This window comes from Aeromonas sp. R4-2, assembly GCF_040908295.1.
Taxonomy (GTDB): Bacteria; Pseudomonadota; Gammaproteobacteria; order Enterobacterales; family Aeromonadaceae; genus Aeromonas; species Aeromonas veronii.
This window is the reverse complement of record NZ_JBFODL010000009.1, coordinates 325128-345225: the sequence shown is the minus strand read 5'-3', so window position 1 is coordinate 345225 and position 20098 is coordinate 325128. Positions and strand designations below refer to the sequence as shown.

The window sequence follows — 20098 nt, the reverse complement described above, 5'->3', positions numbered from 1 at the left end:
GCTTACCCGATGACGACGTGATCGAGCAGAGTCATCACCACCTGCTGGTGATCCACCCCATCTGCCAGCGCGTCATAGCTGAGGGTAAAGCGGTGGCCAAGCACGCTGGGCACCATGGCGCGCACATCGTCGGGCAGCACATGGTTGCGCCCTTGCAGCCAGGCATAGGCGCGGGCACACTTGTCCAGAGCAATGGATGCGCGGGGGCTGGCGCCGACCGCTATCCACTGTGGCAGCCCGGTAGCAGGGTAGCGATCGGGGTGTCGGGTTGCCATGACCAGCGCAATGATGTAGTGCTCCACCAGCGGTGAGACCGTCATGGCCGAGAGCTCTGATCTGGCCTGCAAGATTAGCTCAGGGGAGAGGGGGGCGAATCCCTCGTTCTTCTCACGGGTACCGCGCTCTTCGGCCCGCACCAGCCGAATGATGGCAAGCTCTGCCTCATCATCGGGGTAGGCGACCGAGACCTTGAGGGCAAAACGATCCATTTGGGCTTCTGGCAGCGGGTAGGTCCCCTCCTGCTCGATGGGGTTCTGGGTGGCCAGCACCATAAAGAGCTCAGGCAGGCGATGGCTCTTGTCACCGACGGTGACGGTGCCTTCGGCCATCGCCTCCAGCAGCGCCGCTTGAACCTTGGCGGGAGCGCGATTCACTTCATCGGCCAGTACGATGCTGTTGAAGATGGGGCCTGGCTGGAAACGCAACTGGTGGGCTCCGTCACGCTCTTGATACATCTCGGTGCCGGTTACATCTGAGGGGAGCAGATCGGGGGTGAACTGAATGCGGCCGAAGCTGGTATTGAGGGCTTCTGCCAGCGCCTTGACCGAGCGGGTCTTGGCGGTGCCGGGCAAACCTTCAAGGAGCACGTGGCTATTGGTCAGCAGGCCGATGACCAGGGCGCGGATCACATGGGACTGGCCGACCACACTGTGACCAACCTGTTCGATGAGTTGAGAGATCTGTTGTTGCAAGGGGTTCATAGGGTTTTCCACAGGGTACATTTAACGAGACAGAGATAGGGCTAGGAGGGGGCCAACGGATTTTCAATTTCCAGCCGGCACGGGCGAGCCGGCTGGAAATTGAAAACGCCCACCAGAGAGTGATGGGCGTTGGAGTCACCGCCTTACTTGATGGTGGCGACTTTTTGTTTGAGTGCATCCAGCTCTGCCAGTTTGCCCTTGAGCATCAGGCTCTGAGAGCTAATGCTGGCAGGGTTCATCTGGAAGCTCTGCTGCATCGGGTAGTTGGGCAGAGTGTCGAAGAACTCTTTCAGGATCCCCTGTGCAGGTACGAACAGCCACATGTTGTCTGCCATCCAGCGCAGATACATGCCTGACTCATGCGGTGCCTTCTCGAACGGATCAGCGCGCAGGTTGATGATCTGCGGCCAGTTTGGAGTCACACGCGCCGCGTCGGTGATGTTGCCCTCCATGGTGGCAAAGTTCAGTTTGAAGTCATTCCAGCGCACGGCGTTGAGTTCGCCGTTTGAGGAGAAGTAGAGCATGGAGTTGCGTGGGGAGGTGTCGGCTTTTCCGGCGAGATACGGCATGAAGTTGTAACCGTCCAGTTTCACCCGCCACTGTTTGCCGTTGGCCTTGTAGCCCTTGGCCAGCTTCTCTTTCACATCCGGTACACCGGCTGCGGCCAACAGGGTCGGCATCCAGTCCTGATGGGCCATCATGGCGTTGACCTTGGTGCCTGGTTTGATCACGCCCGGCCAGCGAACCAGTTGCGGAACCCGCATCCCGCCTTCCCATGTGGTGCCTTTTTCGCCGTAGAAGGGGGTGGTGCCGCCATCCGGCCAGCTGACGGTCTCGGCGCCGTTGTCAGTGGTGTAGATCACGATGGTGTTGTCGGCGACCCCCAGCTCGTCCAGTTTGTCGAGCAGGATCCCCACCTGATCATCGTGCTCCAGCATGCCATCGGCATAGATGCTGACGCCGGATTTACCCTGATACTTCTCTTGCAGACGGGTCCAGACATGCATGCGGGTGGCGTTGTGCCAGATGAAGAAGGGCTTCTTGGCCTTGACAGCTTTCTCCATGAACGCCAGTGAGGACTCGAGGAACTCTTCGTCAGCATGCTCCATGCGCTTGCGAGTCATGGGGCCGGTATCTTCAATCTTGCCGTCGGCAGAAGATTTGATGACGCCGCGTGGGCCGAACTTCTTCTTGAACTCAGGATCTTTCGGGTAGTAGTAGGTTTCCGGTTCTTCTTCCGCGTTCAGGTGATAGAGGTTTCCGAAGAACTCGTCGAAGCCGTGCTTGGTCGGCAGGTGCTGGTTCTGATCGCCCAAATGGTTTTTGCCGAACTGAGCCGTCATGTAACCCTGCTCTTTGAGCAGATCACCGATGGTGGGGGCCCAATCCGGAATGCCGTGGGTGGATCCGGGCATGCCGATGGTCAGCAGACCGGTACGGAATGGCTCTTCACCGGTAATGAAGGCGGCGCGGCCGGCGGTGCAGGATTGCTGACCGTAGTGATCGGTAAAGAGGGCCCCTTCATTGGCGATCCTGTCCAGATTCGGGGTCTGGTAGCCCATCATCCCCTGGTTGTAGGCACTGATGTTCCAGTAACCGATGTCATCGCCCATGATGGCAAGAATATTGGGCTTGGCGGCTGCTGTGGCACTACCAGCGGTGGCCATTAAGGCAAGGCTCATGGCTATTTTGTTTATTTGAATGGCCATTATTGGCTCCACTCCTAATCTGATGTGAATTGGTACACAAAATGGGCGATGAAAGCAGCGTGCGTTTAACGCGGTGGAAATATCATCCCGTGCAGGCTGTTGGAGGGGATGGAATACCCGGATGGGCACATTCCCCTTTATCGCTGTCGTTATGACCTGCAAAGAGTGATATGACCTGAATAGCCTGTGTTAACCGCAGCTTGGAAATCAGCTTTCAACAGTTTCACTCTATAAATCCCGTTTATTCCTGTCGCCTTATAGCGAATATAACCGCTGGTTATCCGATATTTTTTCGCCAACCCTTTGGTCGCAGGCTATCGGGTGGGCTCGAGCGAGCATGGGAAGCTGTATCCAGAAGGCGGAGATGTCTACCGCTATCGATGGCGATAAGGCGAATAAATGGGTGATGGAGTTCACAGTTCGGCTAATCAATTTAGGGGATGAGAGCTGTTATGAGCGTTGTGGTGTGCCTTTATTCAAAATTCTTACTGGCAAAACGAGCACTCTTTAATTCTGATTAAGTCATAATTAAGTAAAGTTGGGGTGTTGATTGTTTCGCTCAGATATGAGTTTTTAAAATTGCTCACAATCTCTACGCGAGATTTAAAAAGTCTGCTCGCATATTTTTGAACGGATAAATATAACTTGAATGGGAGTGGCCAAGTAAATCCAGCTGTGATCTTTGTCTTTTCAAGGTGCCTGGGTCATAAATGCCTATAAAAACAAGGTAAAAGGCTCGGCTATTGACTAAGTTGATAGAAGGCGAAGGATAAAACAGCGCCAGTTTGATACGACAACATCGCATGGGACCCGGATCATGGACAGAGCGCAGGGCGCAGCGCCCTTTTCGTTGCAAGTGGATCTAAGGCAGGTGGTGTATGCCCTGTCAGCCTCGCTGGATCTGGTGGGCATTGGCGATGTGGCCCACGGTAAACGGGTCGGGATTATGGCTGCCGAGTGCAGCCGAGAGCTGGGGATGAGTGAGGCCGAACGCTGTCTGCTGTTCGAGGTCGGGGTGCTGCATGATATCGGTGTCTCCTCGACCATCACCCATCACCATCTGGTCAGCGAGTTCGATTGGGAGTCCTCCCAGCGCCACTGCGAGGTGGGATATCAGCTGCTCAAGGATTTCCGTTTGCTGGCTCCACTGGCCCTGCCTATCCGTTATCACCACACCCACTGGCACCTGTTGCGCGAGATGGCCGATGTGGACCCCAATGTAGCCCGTCAGGCCAATCTTATCTTTCTGGTGGATCGCTGCGATGCGTTGGCGGCGCCTTACTATGGCGATGGTTCATTGTTGATGCATACCAACGAGATCCGCGCACGCCTGCAGGATTTCCGTGACGAGTTCTTTGCCCCCGAGCTGGTGGATGCCTTCCTCAAGGCGTCTCGCTCTGAGGCATTCTGGCTGCAGCTGGAAGCGCGCTCCATCAATGATTACATGCTGGAGATGCTGCAGGTGCGGGAGCCTTGCCTGACCTTCAACGGGGAGCTAAAAGCGCTGGCGCAGATCTTCTCCGGCATTGTCGACGCCAAAAGCCCATTCACGATGACGCATTCACTCGGTGTGAGCAGGTTGTCTCGGGCACTGGCAGAATTGATGGGAGTCAGTGCCATCCATTGTGACATGCTGGAGATCGCCGGTTTGCTGCATGATTTGGGCAAGCTCAGGGTGCCGGACGAGATCCTCGACAAGCCTGCCAGCCTGACGAAAGAGGAGCGGGCCATCATCAATACCCACAGCTTCGAGACTTACCAGATCTTGCGCCATATCGAAGGGTTTGAAGAGATTGCCTGTTGGGCGGCCTATCACCATGAGGAGCCTGACGGGGAGGGCTATCCGTTCCACCTGCCGGCATCCGCCATGGCGCTCGAAGCGCGGATCCTGCGGGTCGCCGATATTTTTCAGGCAATGGTGCAGGACAGACCTTATCGGTGCGGCCTGCCTGCCCGTGACGCATTGACCTTTATGCAGCAACTGGCGGATCAGGGGCGGGTTGATCCCGCTGTGGTGGCGGTGCTGGCCGATCACCTGCCGCAGATGATGATGGCAGCTATTCCGGATCGCGAGCCGGATCATGCCATCAATTGAGGGAGAGGCTGGCCGCTGACTCATACCGCCGCGAGCCAGCTATGCTTGGAACAAGCCGAGCATGGTGCCGGTACCGGCGCACAAGACGCCAGCTTGATGGACTACCGTAGGGGAGCAGATATGGAATCGCTAAAAGCCAAGGATTATATGCAGAGCAGACCCATCACCTTCACTGCCGACATGATGGTGCAAGCTGCGGTCGAGAAATTTCTGAACAGTCATCAGCTCGGTGGCCCGGTGGTGGATGGGCAGGGCCATCTGATTGGCTGGATCTCCGAGCAGGATTGCATCGCAGTGCTGCTTAAGGAGGCCTATCACTGCGAACAGGTGGCGCAGGTCAAGGATGTGATGCGCAAGGAGGTGTTGTCGGTGGGACCCGATACCAGCATTTTGAGTCTGGCGGAGATGATGATGGGGCAAAAGCCGAAGATCTATCCGGTAGTGGAGGAGGGGCGTCTGCTCGGGGTCATCAATCGCCACAACGTCATGCAGGCCATTCACGCCCAGCTCACTACCTGTTTTGTCCATCACACCCACGGTTAACCCTGTTTTCCTCTCTCCCAAGGCAAGCTTCGGCTTGCCTTGGCTATTTCATATGCTGCGATTTATTCGTGTTATGCCATCTTACAATGATTGTTTTACCATATATGAGGATCGGCCAATCTCTCTGTCTTCCCATAGATAACGCTACGTTAAGGCTTGCACCGTTCCCGCTCGCTCTTTAGGATCGCTCGCAGCTAATCGATATGGCCCCTTTGGGCACCTATTTAAGGAATTCGTACCTTGTCTCTCTCTATCGAGGCGCTGCGCCGCCGTCTCTCTGCCTGCATGAATCTCGACGCCCGCCGCCTTTCCAGCCGTCTGCACGGGGTCAAGAAGCTGCCTGAAGGCAAACAGGCCGCCGTGCTGGAGACTATCGCCGCTGATTTGGCCGCCGCCGAAGTGCGTTATCAAACCCGTCTGGCCGGAGTACCCAAGGTGACTTATCCGGACAACCTGCCGGTCAGCCAGAAGCAGGCTGAGATCGCCAAGGCCATTCAAGAACATCAAGTGGTGATCATTGCAGGGGAAACAGGCTCGGGCAAAACCACCCAGATCCCCAAGATCTGTCTGGCGCTCGGGCGTGGGGTCAAGGGCTTCATCGGCCACACCCAGCCGCGCCGTCTGGCGGCCCGCACTGTGGCGGCCCGTATTGCCGAGGAGATGGAGTCCGAACTCGGTCACTACGTGGGTTACAAGGTGCGCTTTACCGATCAGGTGAGCGAGCAGACCCACATTAAGCTGATGACTGACGGTATTTTGCTGGCGGAGATCCAGAACGACCGGATGCTCACCCAGTACGACACCATCATCATCGATGAGGCCCACGAGCGCAGCCTCAATATCGACTTCATCTTGGGCTATCTCAAGCAACTGCTGCCCAAGCGCCCGGATCTCAAGGTGATCATCACCTCGGCTACCATCGACCCGCAACGTTTCTCCCGCCATTTCAACAAGGCGCCGGTGATCGAGGTCTCCGGCCGCACTTATCCGGTGGAGGTGCGCTACCGTCCACTCGTCAGTGACAAGAGCGAAGGGCTTGAAGAGCGCGATGAACTGCAGGGGATCTTCGATGCGGTGGAAGAGCTGGCCCGCGAGGGACTGGGGGACATCCTCATCTTCATGAATGGCGAGCGGGAGATCCGCGATACTGCCGATGCCTTGCGCAAGCTCAATCTGCGCGATACCGAGGTGCTGCCGCTTTACGCCCGTCTTTCCAACGCCGAGCAGAACAAGGTGTTCCAGCCCCATGCTGGGCGACGCATCGTGCTCGCCACCAACGTGGCGGAGACATCGCTGACGGTGCCGGGCATTCGTTACGTCATTGACCCGGGCACCGCCCGCATCAGTCGTTACTCCTGGCGTACCAAGGTGCAGCGCCTGCCCATCGAGCCGGTCTCCCAGGCCAGTGCCAACCAGCGTAAAGGGCGCTGCGGTCGGGTGGCGGACGGCATTTGTATCCGCCTCTACTCGGAGGAGGATTTCAACGGCCGCCCTGCCTTCACCGACCCCGAGATCCTGCGCACCAACCTGGCCTCCGTCATCCTGCAGATGCTGGCGCTCGGCCTTGGCAACATGGAGGCGTTTCCCTTCGTCGAGCCACCAGAGTCGCGCCATATCAAGGACGGCCTGACTCTCTTGAAAGAGCTGGAGGCGGTGCGCGAGCTGCCCGCCACCGGCGAGCGCGAAGCCAAGTTGCAGTTGACCGAGACCGGTCGCCAGCTCTCGCGCATCCCCCTTGATCCGCGTTTGGCGAAGATGGTGATCAGCGCGGCGCAAACTGGCTGCTTGAGCGAGGTGATGGTGATCACCGCGGCCCTCAGCATTCAGGATCCCCGCGAACGGCCCATGGAGAAGAAGCAGGCCGCCGACGAGCAGCACAGACGCTTTGAGGACAAGGATTCCGACTTCCTTGCCTTCGTTAATCTGTGGAATTACCTGAAGGAGCAGCAGGATGCCCTTGGCAGCAACCCGTTCCGCCGCATGTGCCAGAAGGAGTTTCTCTCCTACCTGCGGGTGCGTGAATGGCAGGACATTCACTTCCAGCTGCGTCAGACGGTCAAGGAGCTGGGTTTTAAAGCCAACCATGAACCGGCGGATTTCAAGACGGTGCACTGCGCGCTCTTGACAGGCCTCTTGAGCCATATCGGCAACAAGGATCTGGAAAAGCCCGAGTTCCTTGGTGCTCGCAATGGCCGCTTCCACCTGTTCCCGGCCTCGGGTCTGTTCAAGAAGCCGCCCAAGTGGGTGATGGCCGCAGAATTGGTGGAAACCTCGCGCCTCTACGCCCGCATCAACGCCAAGATTGAACCCGAATGGGTGGAGCCGCTGGCAGGCCACCTCGTCAAGCTGCACCATAGCGATCCTCACTGGTCGAAGAAAAACGGCGCCGTAATGGCCAAGGAGAAGGTGACCCTCTATGGTCTGACCCTAGTCAACGAGCGCACCATCAACTTCAGCCGTATCGATCCGGCGCTGTGCCGCGAGCTGTTTATACGCCGCGCCTTGGTGGAGGGGGATTTCGAGACCCGTCACCGCTTCTTCAGCGACAATCGCAAGCTCCTGGCCGAGGTGGAGGCGCTGGAGCACAAGTCCCGTCGGCGCGACATCCTGGTGGATGACGAGGACTTGTTCCGCTTCTACGATGCCCGTTTGCCGGAGGAGGTGATCTCCGCCCGCCACTTCGACAAGTGGTGGAAAGAGGCGCAAAAGCAGGATCCCGAGCTGCTCAACTTCGAAAAAGAGATGCTGATGAAGGGAGATGCCGCCCACATCAGCGATCTTGACTACCCCAACTTCTGGCAGCAGGGGCGTCTCAAGCTCAAGTTGACCTATCAGTTCGAGCCGGGTGAGGCGGCGGATGGTGTGACCCTGCATATTCCGCTTCCGCTCCTGAATCAGGTGGAGGTGAAGGGGTTCGAGTGGTTGATCCCCGGGCTGCGTCACGAGCTGTTGGTGGCCCTCATCAAGTCGATGCCAAAGCCGATGCGCAAGAACTTTGTGCCGGCGCCGAACTATGCCGATGCGCTGCTTGCCAGCATCAACCCCGAGCAGGGGCCGCTGCTGGACGAGATGGAGCGCCAACTTCGCCGCATGACCGGCGTGACCGTGCCCCGCGAATCCTGGGACTGGAATTCGGTGCCCGATCACCTGAAACTCACCTTCCGGGTGGTGGACGACAAACACAAGAAAGTGGCGGAAGGGAAAGACCTGGAGGCATTGAAAGAGTCGCTGCGTGGCAAGGTGCAGGAAACCCTGTCGCAAGTGGCGGATGATGACATCGAGCAGTCCGGCCTCACCCTGTGGAGCTTTGGCGAGCTGCCGCAGGAGTACAGCCAGAAGCGCGGCGGCTTCGAGGTGAAAGCCTATCCGGCGTTGGTGGACGAGAAGGATTCGGTCGCCATCCAGCTGGTGGAGAGTCCGGTGGTGCAGCAGCAGCTGATGTGGGCCGGTCAGCGCCGGCTGGTGCTGCTCAACGTGCCATCTCCCATCAAGTATCTGCAGGAGAAGCTGCCCAACAAGGCCAAGCTGGGGCTCTATTTCAACCCGTTTGGCAAGGTGGCGGAGCTGATTGACGACTGCATCGCCTGTGGCTGCGACAAGCTGATCGAGCAGCACGGCGGCATGGCTTGGGACGAGGCCGGTTTCGAGGCGCTCAAGGAGTATGTTCGCGCCGAGCTCAACGATGCGGTAGTGGAAGTGGCCAAGCAGGTGGAAGCCGTGCTGACCCTCTCCCATGAGATCAAGAAACGGCTCAAGGGGAAGATGCAGCTCGACACCGCCTTTGCCATGTCCGACATCCAGCAGCAGTTGGGCAACCTTATCCACAAGGGCTTTGTCACCGAGACCGGCTGGCAGCGGTTGCCTGATTTGCTGCGTTATCTGCGGGCCATCGAGCGTCGCCTGGAGAAGCTGGCTATCGATCCCAACCGGGATCGGGTCTACATGCTCAAAGTGCACAGCGTGGAGTCGGAGTACAAGGCGCTGCTGGCCAAGATCCCCAAATCCCAGCTTATTCCCACCGAGGTGGCCAATATTCGCTGGATGATCGAGGAGCTGCGGGTGTCGTTCTTTGCCCAGAATCTGGGGACCCCTTATCCGGTCTCCGATAAACGGGTGCTTAACGCCATCGCTCAGTGCTAAGCTGCTATCTAACTGTTTTAACAGCATGATAGCGGGTGATGAGAAGGGGTTGCCGGTCAGGTAGCCCCTTCAAACCGCAAATCAGGGAGGCAAGGATGCTGGGGATCTGGTTGAGTGTGGCGCAGGTGGTGATCAGCGGTTATCAACCCATCGCGGAACAAACTTGGGTGCAGTTGAACCCGGAATATTACCCGCTGGCGCGCACGCCGCCTGCGATGTTTGTGGCCTGGCGTGGCAATCAGTTTCCGCCGCTGGCCCAAAAGCAAAAGCACGGTCGCTGGCAGATCCTCTTTCCTGCCAGGTTGGTGCCCCCCTTCGATCTGTTCGAGGGGGAGGCGCAGCTCTCCAAAACCTATCTGGCAAGGCTGCGGCGCATCGACGAGATGGCTTACGGGGTTGTGCCCGGGCAGGCTGTTGCGGCTGGTGCAATCGTGCAGCAGGGGAGTGGGTCCCCTGCTTATCACGCGCAACCTGTCGCGCCCTTTATCGCCGAGTTCCGCACACCCCAAGACGCGTTCGGTGGTGTTGATATGCTCACCGACCCCGCCGAGAGCGAACCTCTACTGGTTCAGCTGGGGGTGGCCTTTCGCACTGCGGGGATGAGTGGTGCCAAAGGAGATGAGGGAGTAGCGAGCACCGATATGGCGCTCGCCAGCCACACGGCTAGCTTATCCGCAGGCAGTGACGTCATGCTTACCCTCTCGGCTCCTGCGGCCGGCGGTCCACAAACCGTGTGTCATCAGGTCGCAGCAGGGGAGACCCTGTGGCGTATAGCGAATCAGTTATCCAGTGCCCGGGGAGCTGATACCTACAGCTATTTGCTGGCGCTGGTGGCAGAGAACCAGCAGCGGCTTGGCAAGAGCATTCGAGTTAGAACGGGGGAGGGTCTCTACTGCCCGCGCGCCGAGACCCTGGCGCGGTTTGATGCCCTGAGCCCGGCCCAGCGTCAGCAGCAATTCGCCCGGTTGGAGCAGGGGCGCTAAATGCAGAGTCGGTACCTTGTATCAGAGTTTGGCCCGTGGTAGTATTCGCGCTCGTTTTGCGAGGTGCTGACCGGTCGCAGTTAGCACCATAAATTCATCCAAAAGAGATACATACTATGTCTTTCGTATTCCAAGCTGAAGTCCGTTCTGACCTGGGGAAAGGTGCGAGCCGCCGCCTGCGTCAAGCTGACCAAGTTCCTGCCATCGTTTACGGTGCAGGTAAAGAAGCTCTGTCCATCACTGTTGACCACAAGAAAATGATCCTGGCTCAAGAGAAGCCGGAATTCTATGAGTCTGTACTGACTCTGGTTATCAACGGTGAAGAAGTTAACGTAAAAGTGAAAGCTATCCAGCGTCACCCGGTACGTTACAAGCTGATCCACCTGGACTTCGTTCGCGTTTAATAGCGAACCGTCAGGTTGAAGAAAAGCCACTCTCAGGAGTGGCTTTTTGCTATCTGGCATCTTGTGAGCAGGCTGAAGGGACTTACCTGATAAGCCAGCAAGGCGGTTATCCCAGCTGGCTAAGGGCTTGTTGGCAACGCTGCTCGGCGGCATCAAGCTCCAGCAGTACCATCCTGATATCTTCCATCTGCTGTTGCAGTGTCTCCCGTTTTTCCTCAACCAGTCCCAGCATGGTCTGTAACTGGGTGCGGCTGCTCTTGTCGGCATCATAGAGATCAAACAGCTCGCGGATCTCGGCGAGGCTGAATCCGAGCCGCTTGCCGCGCAGGGTGAGCTTGAGGCGAACCCGATCCTGCTTGCTGTAAATGCGGGTTTGTCCCTCTCGGGCGGGATTGAGTAACCCCTGATCCTCATAAAAGCGGATACTGCGCGTCGTAATATCAAATTCCCGGGCCAGCTCACTGATGCTGAAGCGCCGTCCTTCATCCTTGTTGTTCATACAGACTTCTTGGCGAACTAAATCCTGTCTGCACCTTACCTAAACGTAAACTGCACTGCAACTCTTGTTCCATTGCGTCAGAACCCCTATGTTATGGCCATGTAACAAACAGAGGCAGGCAAATGGATATTGCAATTGTGGCGGCAAAACGGACTCCGATGGGGGCGTTTCAGGGGGCATTGGCAGAGGTGACTGCGCCTGAGTTGGGAGCCTGTGCCATCGAGGCGGCACTACAGCAAAGCGGGCTGAGTCCGGAGCAGGTCGATGAAGTGTTTATGGGCAATGTGCTGGCGGCGGGCGTGGGGCAAGCGCCAGCCCGGCAGGCGTTGTTGAAAGCAGGGTTGCCAGATAGTGTGCCTGCTACCACGGTCAACAAGGTGTGCGGATCCGGCATGAAAGCAGTGATGCTGGCGGCGGATACCATCCGCCTTGGTGACAACAGGGTGGTGGTCGCGGGGGGGATGGAGAGTATGAGCCGTGCCCCCTATCTGCTGGATAATGCCCGCAGCGGCTTTCGGATGGGGCATCAAAAGGTGCTGGACCACCTCTTCCTCGACGGTTTGCAAGATGCCTATGATGGCCAGCTGATGGGGATACATGCCCAGCGCAGCGCCGATCAGGCCGGTTTGACCCGCAGTGCCATGGATGAGTTTGCTCTTGCGTCGTTGCAGCGTGCGCGCGATGCGCAGCAAGCCGGCGCGTTTGCATCCGAGCTGGCAAGTGTCTATCGCGGTGATCGCTTGTTGCTGGCCGAAGACGAGCAGCCCGGCAAGGGCAGACCGGAGAAGATCCCGACCCTGAAGCCAGCGTTTGGCAAGGAGGGCACCATTACGGCAGCCAATTCGAGCTCTATCTCGGACGGTGCGGCGGCGCTGATATTGATGGATGGCGCCACGGCGCAAGCCTGGCAGGTACCCGTGCTGGCACGGATCGTCGGTTATCAGAGCCACGCGGCATTGCCCGCCGAGTTTACCTCTGCGCCCATTGGCGCCATTTCACGCTTGCTGGCGCGTCTTGCATGGTCGGTGGAAGAGGTGGATCTATTCGAGATCAACGAGGCCTTCGCCATGGTCACCATGCTGGTCATGAGAGGGGTCGGCATCCCTCATCACAAGGTCAATGTGCATGGTGGGGCCTGTGCACTCGGTCATCCGTTGGGGGCGAGTGGCGCGCGCATTCTGGTGACGCTGATTGCCGCGCTGCGGCAACGGGGTTTGCGGCGAGGCGTGGCCGCGCTCTGTATCGGGGGCGGGGAGGCGACCGCTATCGCGGTCGAAGTGAATGACGAAACGAATTAATTGGTGGCTTCCATCGCCAGCAGTTGTTCCGTGACCCAGGTGGTGGCGGCCAGATAGAGGTGACTCACCTTATCCTCGCTCAGCCCCAGGCGGGCTGTTCTGGCCGTGACCCGTGACCAGTTGGCGCTCTCGTAATCTTCACAAAACGCGAGGTAGAAACCCAGATTGCCTTTGCGCTCCAGCAGCGCCAGCCGAATATCGTCGATAAGAGGGATAGTGCCGAGCAGCTTGTCCATCGGCTGCTCCATCAGTACATCCAGCAGGGAGAAGAGACCGGTGATAAAGGCTTGTTGTGCCTGCTGGCTCGGGGCGTGGGCGTGGGCCAGCAGTTCACAGAATCGGGCACGGATCATCGACATCTGGTAGAGCTCGGCGCTCTTGCCCTTGCCGGCGCTGGTCGCGGCTACCAGCGAAACAAAGCGCTTTAGTTGGGTGTTTCCCAGATAGATGGCAGCCTGGCGAAATGACGAAATAGGGTTGGTGTGACCTTTGAGATGGTTGACATAGCGCAACAGCTTGAGAGAGAGGGAGATATCCTGACCGAGTAGCTGCTCAATCTTGTTGATATCAGGCTCTGCCTCGTTGACCACGTTGAGCAACTGCATCACCACGACTTGCGCCGGCTCCATGGTGGCTTGCTTGACCATCTCGGGTCGGCTGAAGAAAAAGCCCTGGAACAGCTGGATCCCCAGCTGTTTGACTCGCTCGAACTCCGCCTTGTCCTCTACTTTTTCCGCCAGATAGGTGAGCCCCAGCGTCTGATGCCGCTGGATAAACACTTTGATCTGCATCAGGGGGGTGGCACGAAGATCAAACTTGATGATGTGGATAAAGGGGAGGAAGCGCTCCCAATCCGGTGACATGGTGAAGTCATCGAGTGCCAGCTGATATCCCAGCTTGTGCAGCTGTTTTACCTTTTCCAGCAGGGCATCATCCGGTGGGGAATCTTCCAGGATCTCAATCACCACTTTTTCGGGCGGCAGGCACTCTGCCAATCCCTCCAGCAGTAGTGAGTGGGGGAAATTGATAAAGCAGGGGCGGCCCCCCAACAGCTGATCGATATTTTGTTGGAGGAACTGTTCGACCACCAGGCGTGACGTCGCCTGTTGGGAGGAGATGCTCGGGAAGACATTATTCAGACTATCGCGAAAGAGCAGCTCATAGGCATGAGTTTTGAGGTCTCTGTCGAGGATCGGCTGTCTTGCTACGTAGGAATACATGCCTTGCTCCAGTAAAGGTACTGGGTTGATTTTATGGTGTTGCAGAACACTATGCCAGTGTTCACCTTATTGAGTAAGGCAATAATTGGCATAGCGTTTTTTGCAGGGAAGGAATTTAGAAGAGATAGCTCAATTGTGCACCAGCCAGCCAGGCATCCCCTTCGGAAGTGCCCTGGAAGGTGGAGGTCGTCAGCGGATTACCCGGTTGCAGCTCCATTTTTTCAGTGACATCCACCTTTTTGCCATCGATCAGGGTCAGCCCCAGATCCACGGTCAGGTTGGGCGTGAACTGATACCCCATTCCCAGGCTGTACCAGAGCCGATCGGAATCCGGGATGGAGATGGTACGACGATCGGCTGGCACAGGGCTGGCGTCATAGGCCACACCGGAGCGCAGTTGCCATTTGGGAGTGACCTGATAGGTCATACCGATGGCGTAGCGCCAGCTATCTTCCCAGTGCTCGTCCTTGATGTGCATGTTCTGCAAATTGTTGAGATCAGCTTCCAACTGAACGAATTTGCTCCAATTGGTCCAGTTCAGGCTGCCGTGGAGAGCCAGCTTGTCAGTCAGCTGATGGAACGCCGCCAACTCTGCCGTCGCTGGCAACGGCAGATCCAGACTACCGGTATCTCTGATCTCGGTAACGGAGCCATCTGCATTGGGTCGGCCCACGATAGCATCTCCCGAGAGGGTCAAAGTGACATCGTGACGGTAGGAGAGGCCAATTCGGGTTTGTTCGGACAACTCCAGCAAGGTGCCGACATTCCAGCCCCATGCCCAGCCATCCCCTTGCAAATGTTTTGCGATCAGGTTGCGAGAGGGGAAGGTGCCACCGACTTCGCCTTCGCCCTGAATAGCAGAGATCCCGGCACCAATTGACCACATCTCATTGATGCGATAGGCGAGTGAGGTACCCAGATCCATGGTCTTGATATCGGAGACATTGCCAAAGTGTCCCGCGCTGTAGTTATCCGGCATCTTGACGCCAAGGCCGTAGTAAGAGGTTGCCGAGAAGCCGAGTCGCCACTGCTCATTGAGTGGAATGATGAGATAGGCGTTGGGAACCCAGGCTGCGGCGGCGATATCGTGTGCACTGGCATCGGAGGTGACGATGCCGGCTTTGGTCGGCAAGCGGGTGTTGCCTTCAATATTGACGTCAGGACTGACATAGATGACTCCGCCAGAGAGCGCCATCTGATCGAAGCGGGTCATGGCTGCTGCATTGCGGGAGAGCACACTGGCGTTATCCGCGATGGCGGCCTCACCGGCAAAGGCGCGTCCCAGGCCTGTAGCGGACTGCTCAGCCAGCTGGAACCCAGCTGCATGGGCCTGACCCGCGATCACCAGCAGGGCGATGGTGGATGGTTTGATGATGGGATGCATGGCAAAATCCTTGCTGTTACCCGAAGGTTCAATCGGTCATATGAATGGAGGCAGGATTTTATATGGTATGACCAGTAAGGCAACGGTAATGGCCAGTATCTGGATAAAACAAGATTAAATGCTGGAAGGATGCATTCTAATAGCTTGATTAAAAAAGAAAAATAAACAGGTGTGTGCTACATGTGTGCGCTGAACTGGCTATTTCGGACAAAAAAAGAGCGCCTGGCGGCGCTCTTTCCATTCTATCAATAATCAGAACTTCATGTTGAACTGGGCAGAAGCCAGGAAGGCGTTGCCGTGGGAAGTTCCTTTCCAACGCAGGCTGTCGGAGTGGCTACGCAGACCTTCGTTGACGTCAACTTCTTTACCGTCCAGATAAGCCATACCAAAGTCAACGCTCATATCGGTGTTGATATGGTAGGTGGCACCGGCGCTGTACCAGATACGGTCTGAGTCGGGAATGCTCAGGCTGCGGTAGTCAGCTTCGATCGGGGTGTTGTCATAGGCAAAGCCCATGCGAGCTTCCCATGCCGGGTTGATATACCAGGTACCGCCGATGGAGTAGCGAGTAGAATCTTTGAACTTCTCATCTTTTTGCAGACATACGCCGCCAGCACATTGGCTGCTGGTTGCTTTCAGCTCCTGGAAGGCGCTCCAGTCAGTCCAGTTTACAGAGTAATGAACAGCAAACTGCGGGCTCAGGCGATGGTAACCAGCGAACTCGGCTTGTGCAGGCAGATCCAGCTTCAGGTTGCCATCCACGGTGCGATTCAGTGAGCTTGCACCTTGGAAATCACCGTCAAAGCTCATATCGACTTGTGAACGGTAGGTCAGTGCAAAGCGATGGTTTTCATTGACTTCATACAGGGTACCAACGTTCCAGCCAAAGCCCCAGGTGTCGCCTTTCAAGTGAGCCAGACGAGTATCTGTCGGCAGCGGGCCACCTTGGCTAGGTGGGTTCAGCGGGCCCAGCAGACCGGCATAGCGGTTGAGTTCGGCGGCACCGTAAACGGCGTTGATACCGGCACCGACACTGAAGTGTTCGTTGACACGATAGGCAATGTTCGGGTTGATATTGAAGGTCATCAACTCGGTATCACCAGCACCGGCACCAGCCGGGAAGGTTTTGGAGTATTCGGTGGAGAGACCGTAGTTGGAGAAGATGCCAATACCCCAAGCCCACTGGTCATTCAGCGGCTGAATAAAGTAGGAGGCGGGAACGAAGGCTGCCGGAGCAATGCCACTTTCGCTGGCTGGAGCCATTTTGTTCGCGCCAGCGTAAACAGCACCATCCACATCGACATCCGGTTTGATGTAGGTGCCGGAGACAGAAACTGCCATCTTGTCGAAGGTGGTCATGGCGGCCGGGTTACGGGCCAGAACAGAGGCGTTGTCGGCGATAGCCGCTTCACCGGCATAGGCGCGACCCAGACCGGAGGCCGAGTGCTCGTTCAACTGGAATGCCGCGGCATGGACTTGACCGGTGGCCAGCGCGATGGTGGCGGCAATCAGGCTCTTTTTGAAAATTGTTGTCGTCATGGTGTTCTCTCTTGTAGGCAGATTTTTTTGCCGATATTGGCTGCACGTTCAATGCAAACCTCGACAAAATCCGTTTTTATTTCAGCTTCTTCCCAATCAATTCTGGCGTGATTCTATGGATCTGGTAGGAGGTAAGAAATCAGACCAGTGACAGCAGAATACATAAAAGTGATCGATGTGTTAATCATTTGTTTTAACTTGCTGTTTAATTCATCATTTTGAGGGTGTAAAGGTGGATTATTGACCTGGATTGCCGATCTCCGTCACAAAAATAATTTTGTCAATTTTTCGAAATCTTGAGGCAAATGAGTGACAAAGGGGAGTAATCAGGGGGGGAACAGGCAGCGGCTCGTGACCGCCGCCTGCTATTGAGGATGGATCTGAGGTTGTTAACCGGCGATGTTAAATGTCCCACTGCAGACGTGACTGCAGGGCGTTGGCAACGGGGGCAAGTGGCTCTTTCATCTCGCCAATCAGTACCATGTTGGCGCCTTTGAGCTGGACAATCTCCCCTTTGAGGGTGCCATCTTCAAAGGTGGCCTGTTGCAGGGTTAATGGAACATGTTTGGGCACTAAAAAGAGGGTGACAGGCCCCATCTTTCCCTGGATCACCATGTGCAAGGCAGGTCCCTGATAAAACGAGCAGTGATTGACATAGGTCACCTTGAGCCCATCCATCCCGCTTAAGGTGGCGCCATACTTCTCCATCTTGGCATTTATGTTATGCAGATTGACCTGCTCATCGACACCTTCAATAAAGGGTTCTTCGCCATAGACATGAGCCATCGCCACCTGTGCGAGGGAGAGGGCCGCAGGAGCCGTTTCTGGCAGCGTGATCCATCGGGTGCTCATTCCCAGCAGGAAGGCGACCGATGCAGCCAGGGCGATCTGGCGCCAGGATGTCGATGTCCGGATCTTGACCGGCGCCGTGCCAAGGGGGCGGAATGGCGGCAAATCATCTGGCGCGTCACTGTCTTGCTGCATGGCTTGCCTGAGCAGGATCCGCTCGGCCAGTCCGGCTGGGACCTCTACCTGCATGGCGCGCTTGAGGGTTCTGTCGAACTGCTTCATCTCGTCGAGATAGTTCCGATTGGCCTGGCTGGCGTCAGCGGTTCTGAGAAAGTCCGGTTGTTGATCGTTGGGCTGGATCATGGCGTTGCGGCGAAATTCGAGTTCATCCATGTCCGTGTCCTCTTGCTTGGTTCTTCTGCTCCATCGCCTCCTTGATCTGGTTGCGGGCGCGAAACAGGCGGGTCATAACGGTGTTCTTGTTGAGGCCGAGCATCTCGGCAATCTCCTCACAACTGAATCCTCCCACGACTTGCAGCAGCAGTGGCTCCTGGTACTCCTCGGGTAACCGGGCGATGTGACGGTGCAACCACTCGTTCTCCATTTCCTGTTCGCTGTGCAGCGCATCGTGCTGGGGCTGAGGGTGATCGTCGAGATCCACCAGCTCCAGCTGTTTACGTTCAAAGCGGCGGGCGTTCTCCCGTCTGAGGATGGTGATCAGCCACCCCTTGGCCGCCTTGTCATCCTGCAGGGTGTCGATAGCCTTCCAGGCACGCAGGAAGGTCTCTTGCACCAGATCTTCCGCCACGTTGGGATCCCGGGTCAGCCAGTAGGCATACCGGTAGAGATCGCCATGCAGCGCATGAACCAGTGCTTCAAATTTGGTTTGTTTGTCAGCCATGGGATCAGAGACCGGCGAAGTGGCCGGATCATTTCCACCAATATGCTGCTGAGCACGTTTTTTTCTAAAAAACAGCAGTGCCATAGGGCAATCCTTGTCAGGGGGCGTGGCGGCGGGAGCGGGAAATCCCGTGCGCCAGCAGGTAAATCAGATGCGCAATACCGGCCGTTTCATCAGCCCTGAGGATACGCGCCAGAGCGCGCCACTCGATGGAGGGGCCAGAATAGGGCAGTGCAAAACAGGCTCGCTCGAGTGCTGCGAGCGCGTTGCCGAGCCGATTATGCCCAGCGTCGGGCAACTGGCCTAATTGATAATAGGAGACCTGCCAGCGCAAGGTCGCCCACTTGATCAGCGCCTTGCGACTGGCATCCGGCTGGTGTTGGGCAAGGGCACATTGCAGTTGATAGAAGGCGTGCCAGCGGGGCCAGTGGCGCCATAGTGCACGTAGCGTTATGGCCAGCACGACCCACCAAAGGCTCTCTCGCAGTGCCACCTGCGATGTCTGCTGATCAGGTTGCCGATTTGTCGTTGCCTGAAACGTCAGCGTGATGGCAGGGAGGCTGGCCTGTTCAATCCGGCCGCTTTGGGTATTAAACCAGGGCAGATCAATGGGGGGCAGCTGATAGTCGCCGCTCTGCTCCGCGACCAGACTCTGGCGCCACTGTCGCTCAAACAGCAGCTTGCCATCTCGGTAACGCTCCTGCTGTTGCTCGCCATCGGGATGTGCCTGTATGCCGTTTGGCAGTTGATGGGCCATCAGGGGGGCAAGCTGTATCTGGCCGCTGTCACCATTCTCCATGGTCAGGGTGAGGATCCGGATCAGCGGTTCACCCACTTCCCCCATGGTGGCCGGTTCAAGCCGTTGACTCAGGGTCAGCCGGGTGGCCACTGGCGTGGCGGGGGCTTTGTCGACCCGAACCTCGAGTGGTGCCGCACGGGCCGAGAGTTTTTGCGGCTTGCCCCCTTGCGGCGTGAGCTGCCCCTGCAAGCGGGGTGAGTCGAGGTACCAGAGCCCCGGCGCTTTTGCCTGAACGAGCCAGCTGCGGGTGAGCCGGCCTGGTAGACCAGCCTGAGCGGGGGCGATCCACTCGTCGCTACCGAGGCGACGGATGGTGAAGCTAGCAGAGCTGAGTTCGCTCAGCGCCGGGTTTTGCATGCTGGTGGGAAGCCAAAGAGTCAGGCGGTAGATCACCGGCTGGCCGGGATAGAGCGGGCCCTGATGATCAAGGCTGGCCTGCATCTCGAGGGGTGAGGGGGCTGCGGGCTGCGGCAGCGAGGCAGTTTTCGCCTCTCTCAATGGCAGGGTGAGCGAGGGGGTGAACTCATTTCCGAGCTTGAGCGGGGCAATCACCACCTTTGTATTAGCAGGTGAGTCGCTCTGGTGCAGCGGGATCTGCCAGCGAGTTAGTTGTTGTACCGGGGTGGTGACCCTGCTCATGGTCACTCTGCCCACTGCAAACTGGCGCAGTAGGGGGGTGATCTCCAGTTCGCTGTTCTGGCGCTCGCCATCCGCTTCGATGATCAGCAGCCAATCGCTGGGATCGGCCCCCGGCAGCAACTCTGCCCGAGGGGGCAAAGCCCAGCAAAGTGGACTCGCGAGTGCGAGCAACAGTC

At 57.3% G+C, this 20098-nt stretch carries 15 protein-coding genes; 6 read left to right on the top strand and 9 right to left on the bottom strand.

From position 1 onward, the window contains the following. Positions 1-2: 2 nt before the first annotated feature. Together AB5Y99_RS06625 and AB5Y99_RS06620 are read right to left on the bottom strand one after the other, a co-directional pair. Entirely contained in the window at positions 3-980 is a 978-nt protein-coding gene (locus AB5Y99_RS06625; protein WP_368209090.1) for an AAA family ATPase, read from the bottom strand. 143 nt (positions 981-1123) lie between these two features. Next, entirely contained in the window at positions 1124-2662 is a 1539-nt protein-coding gene (locus AB5Y99_RS06620; RefSeq protein WP_223849303.1) for an arylsulfatase, read from the bottom strand. A gap of 844 nt (positions 2663-3506) precedes the next feature. On the opposite strand from AB5Y99_RS06620, the gene AB5Y99_RS06615 reads away from it, so the two are divergent. The 5 genes from AB5Y99_RS06615 (at position 3507) to rplY (ending at position 10854) form a co-directional block, all read left to right on the top strand. Next, complete coding sequence (locus tag AB5Y99_RS06615) at positions 3507-4784, top strand: HD-GYP domain-containing protein (protein WP_064337890.1); 1278 nt, start codon at positions 3507-3509, stop codon at positions 4782-4784. A 120-nt stretch (positions 4785-4904) separates the two neighbouring features. Continuing rightward, on the top strand, positions 4905-5327 hold the full coding sequence (locus tag AB5Y99_RS06610) for a CBS domain-containing protein (protein WP_005333273.1): 423 nt from the start codon (positions 4905-4907) through the stop codon (positions 5325-5327). A gap of 240 nt (positions 5328-5567) precedes the next feature. Next, positions 5568-9467: an ATP-dependent RNA helicase HrpA gene (gene hrpA, locus AB5Y99_RS06605; protein WP_236563868.1), complete on the top strand. Its 3900-nt coding sequence runs from the start codon at positions 5568-5570 to the stop codon at positions 9465-9467. A gap of 95 nt (positions 9468-9562) precedes the next feature. After that, positions 9563-10450, top strand: coding sequence for a hypothetical protein (locus tag AB5Y99_RS06600; protein WP_270820591.1), 888 nt, complete (start codon positions 9563-9565; stop codon positions 10448-10450). Positions 10451-10566: 116 nt separating this feature from the next. Beyond that, a complete protein-coding gene (rplY, locus tag AB5Y99_RS06595) occupies positions 10567-10854 on the top strand; it encodes a 50S ribosomal protein L25 (protein WP_005333252.1) in 288 nt (95 codons plus the stop codon). A gap of 106 nt (positions 10855-10960) precedes the next feature. Here the strand turns inward: rplY and AB5Y99_RS06590 are convergent, their stop codons facing one another. Beyond that, on the bottom strand, positions 10961-11353 hold the full coding sequence (locus tag AB5Y99_RS06590; protein ID WP_005360322.1) for a MerR family DNA-binding transcriptional regulator: 393 nt from the start codon (positions 11351-11353) through the stop codon (positions 10961-10963). Between the two features lie 122 nt (positions 11354-11475). Between AB5Y99_RS06590 and AB5Y99_RS06585 the strand changes: the two genes are divergently transcribed. Beyond that, a complete protein-coding gene (locus tag AB5Y99_RS06585; RefSeq protein WP_139733163.1) occupies positions 11476-12651 on the top strand; it encodes a thiolase family protein in 1176 nt (391 codons plus the stop codon). Here AB5Y99_RS06585 and AB5Y99_RS06580 read toward each other — a convergent pair. The 6 genes from AB5Y99_RS06580 to AB5Y99_RS06555 all read right to left on the bottom strand — a co-directional run bounded on the left by AB5Y99_RS06580 (position 12648) and on the right by AB5Y99_RS06555 (position 20093). Next, a complete protein-coding gene (locus AB5Y99_RS06580; protein ID WP_005333249.1) occupies positions 12648-13871 on the bottom strand; it encodes an EAL and HDOD domain-containing protein in 1224 nt (407 codons plus the stop codon). The two genes, AB5Y99_RS06585 and AB5Y99_RS06580, sit on opposite strands and share 4 nt — an antisense overlap. Before the next feature lie 115 nt (positions 13872-13986). Next, positions 13987-15255, bottom strand: a complete 1269-nt coding sequence (locus AB5Y99_RS06575; protein ID WP_323892291.1) for an outer membrane protein transport protein — start codon at positions 15253-15255, stop codon at positions 13987-13989. Positions 15256-15507: 252 nt separating this feature from the next. Continuing rightward, entirely contained in the window at positions 15508-16794 is a 1287-nt protein-coding gene (locus tag AB5Y99_RS06570) for an outer membrane protein transport protein (protein WP_005360328.1), read from the bottom strand. A gap of 402 nt (positions 16795-17196) precedes the next feature. Beyond that, positions 17197-17976 carry a DUF3379 domain-containing protein gene (locus AB5Y99_RS06565; RefSeq protein ID WP_368209088.1) on the bottom strand — a complete coding sequence of 260 codons (780 nt, stop codon included), beginning with the start codon at positions 17974-17976 and terminating at the stop codon, positions 17197-17199. Then, positions 17969-18568, bottom strand: coding sequence for a sigma-70 family RNA polymerase sigma factor (locus AB5Y99_RS06560; RefSeq protein WP_111900940.1), 600 nt, complete (start codon positions 18566-18568; stop codon positions 17969-17971). Before AB5Y99_RS06560 ends, AB5Y99_RS06565 begins: the two co-directional genes overlap by 8 nt. 13 nt (positions 18569-18581) lie before the next feature. After that, on the bottom strand, positions 18582-20093 hold the full coding sequence (locus AB5Y99_RS06555; protein WP_368209148.1) for a hypothetical protein: 1512 nt from the start codon (positions 20091-20093) through the stop codon (positions 18582-18584). Between the last annotated feature and the right edge of the window lie 5 nt (positions 20094-20098).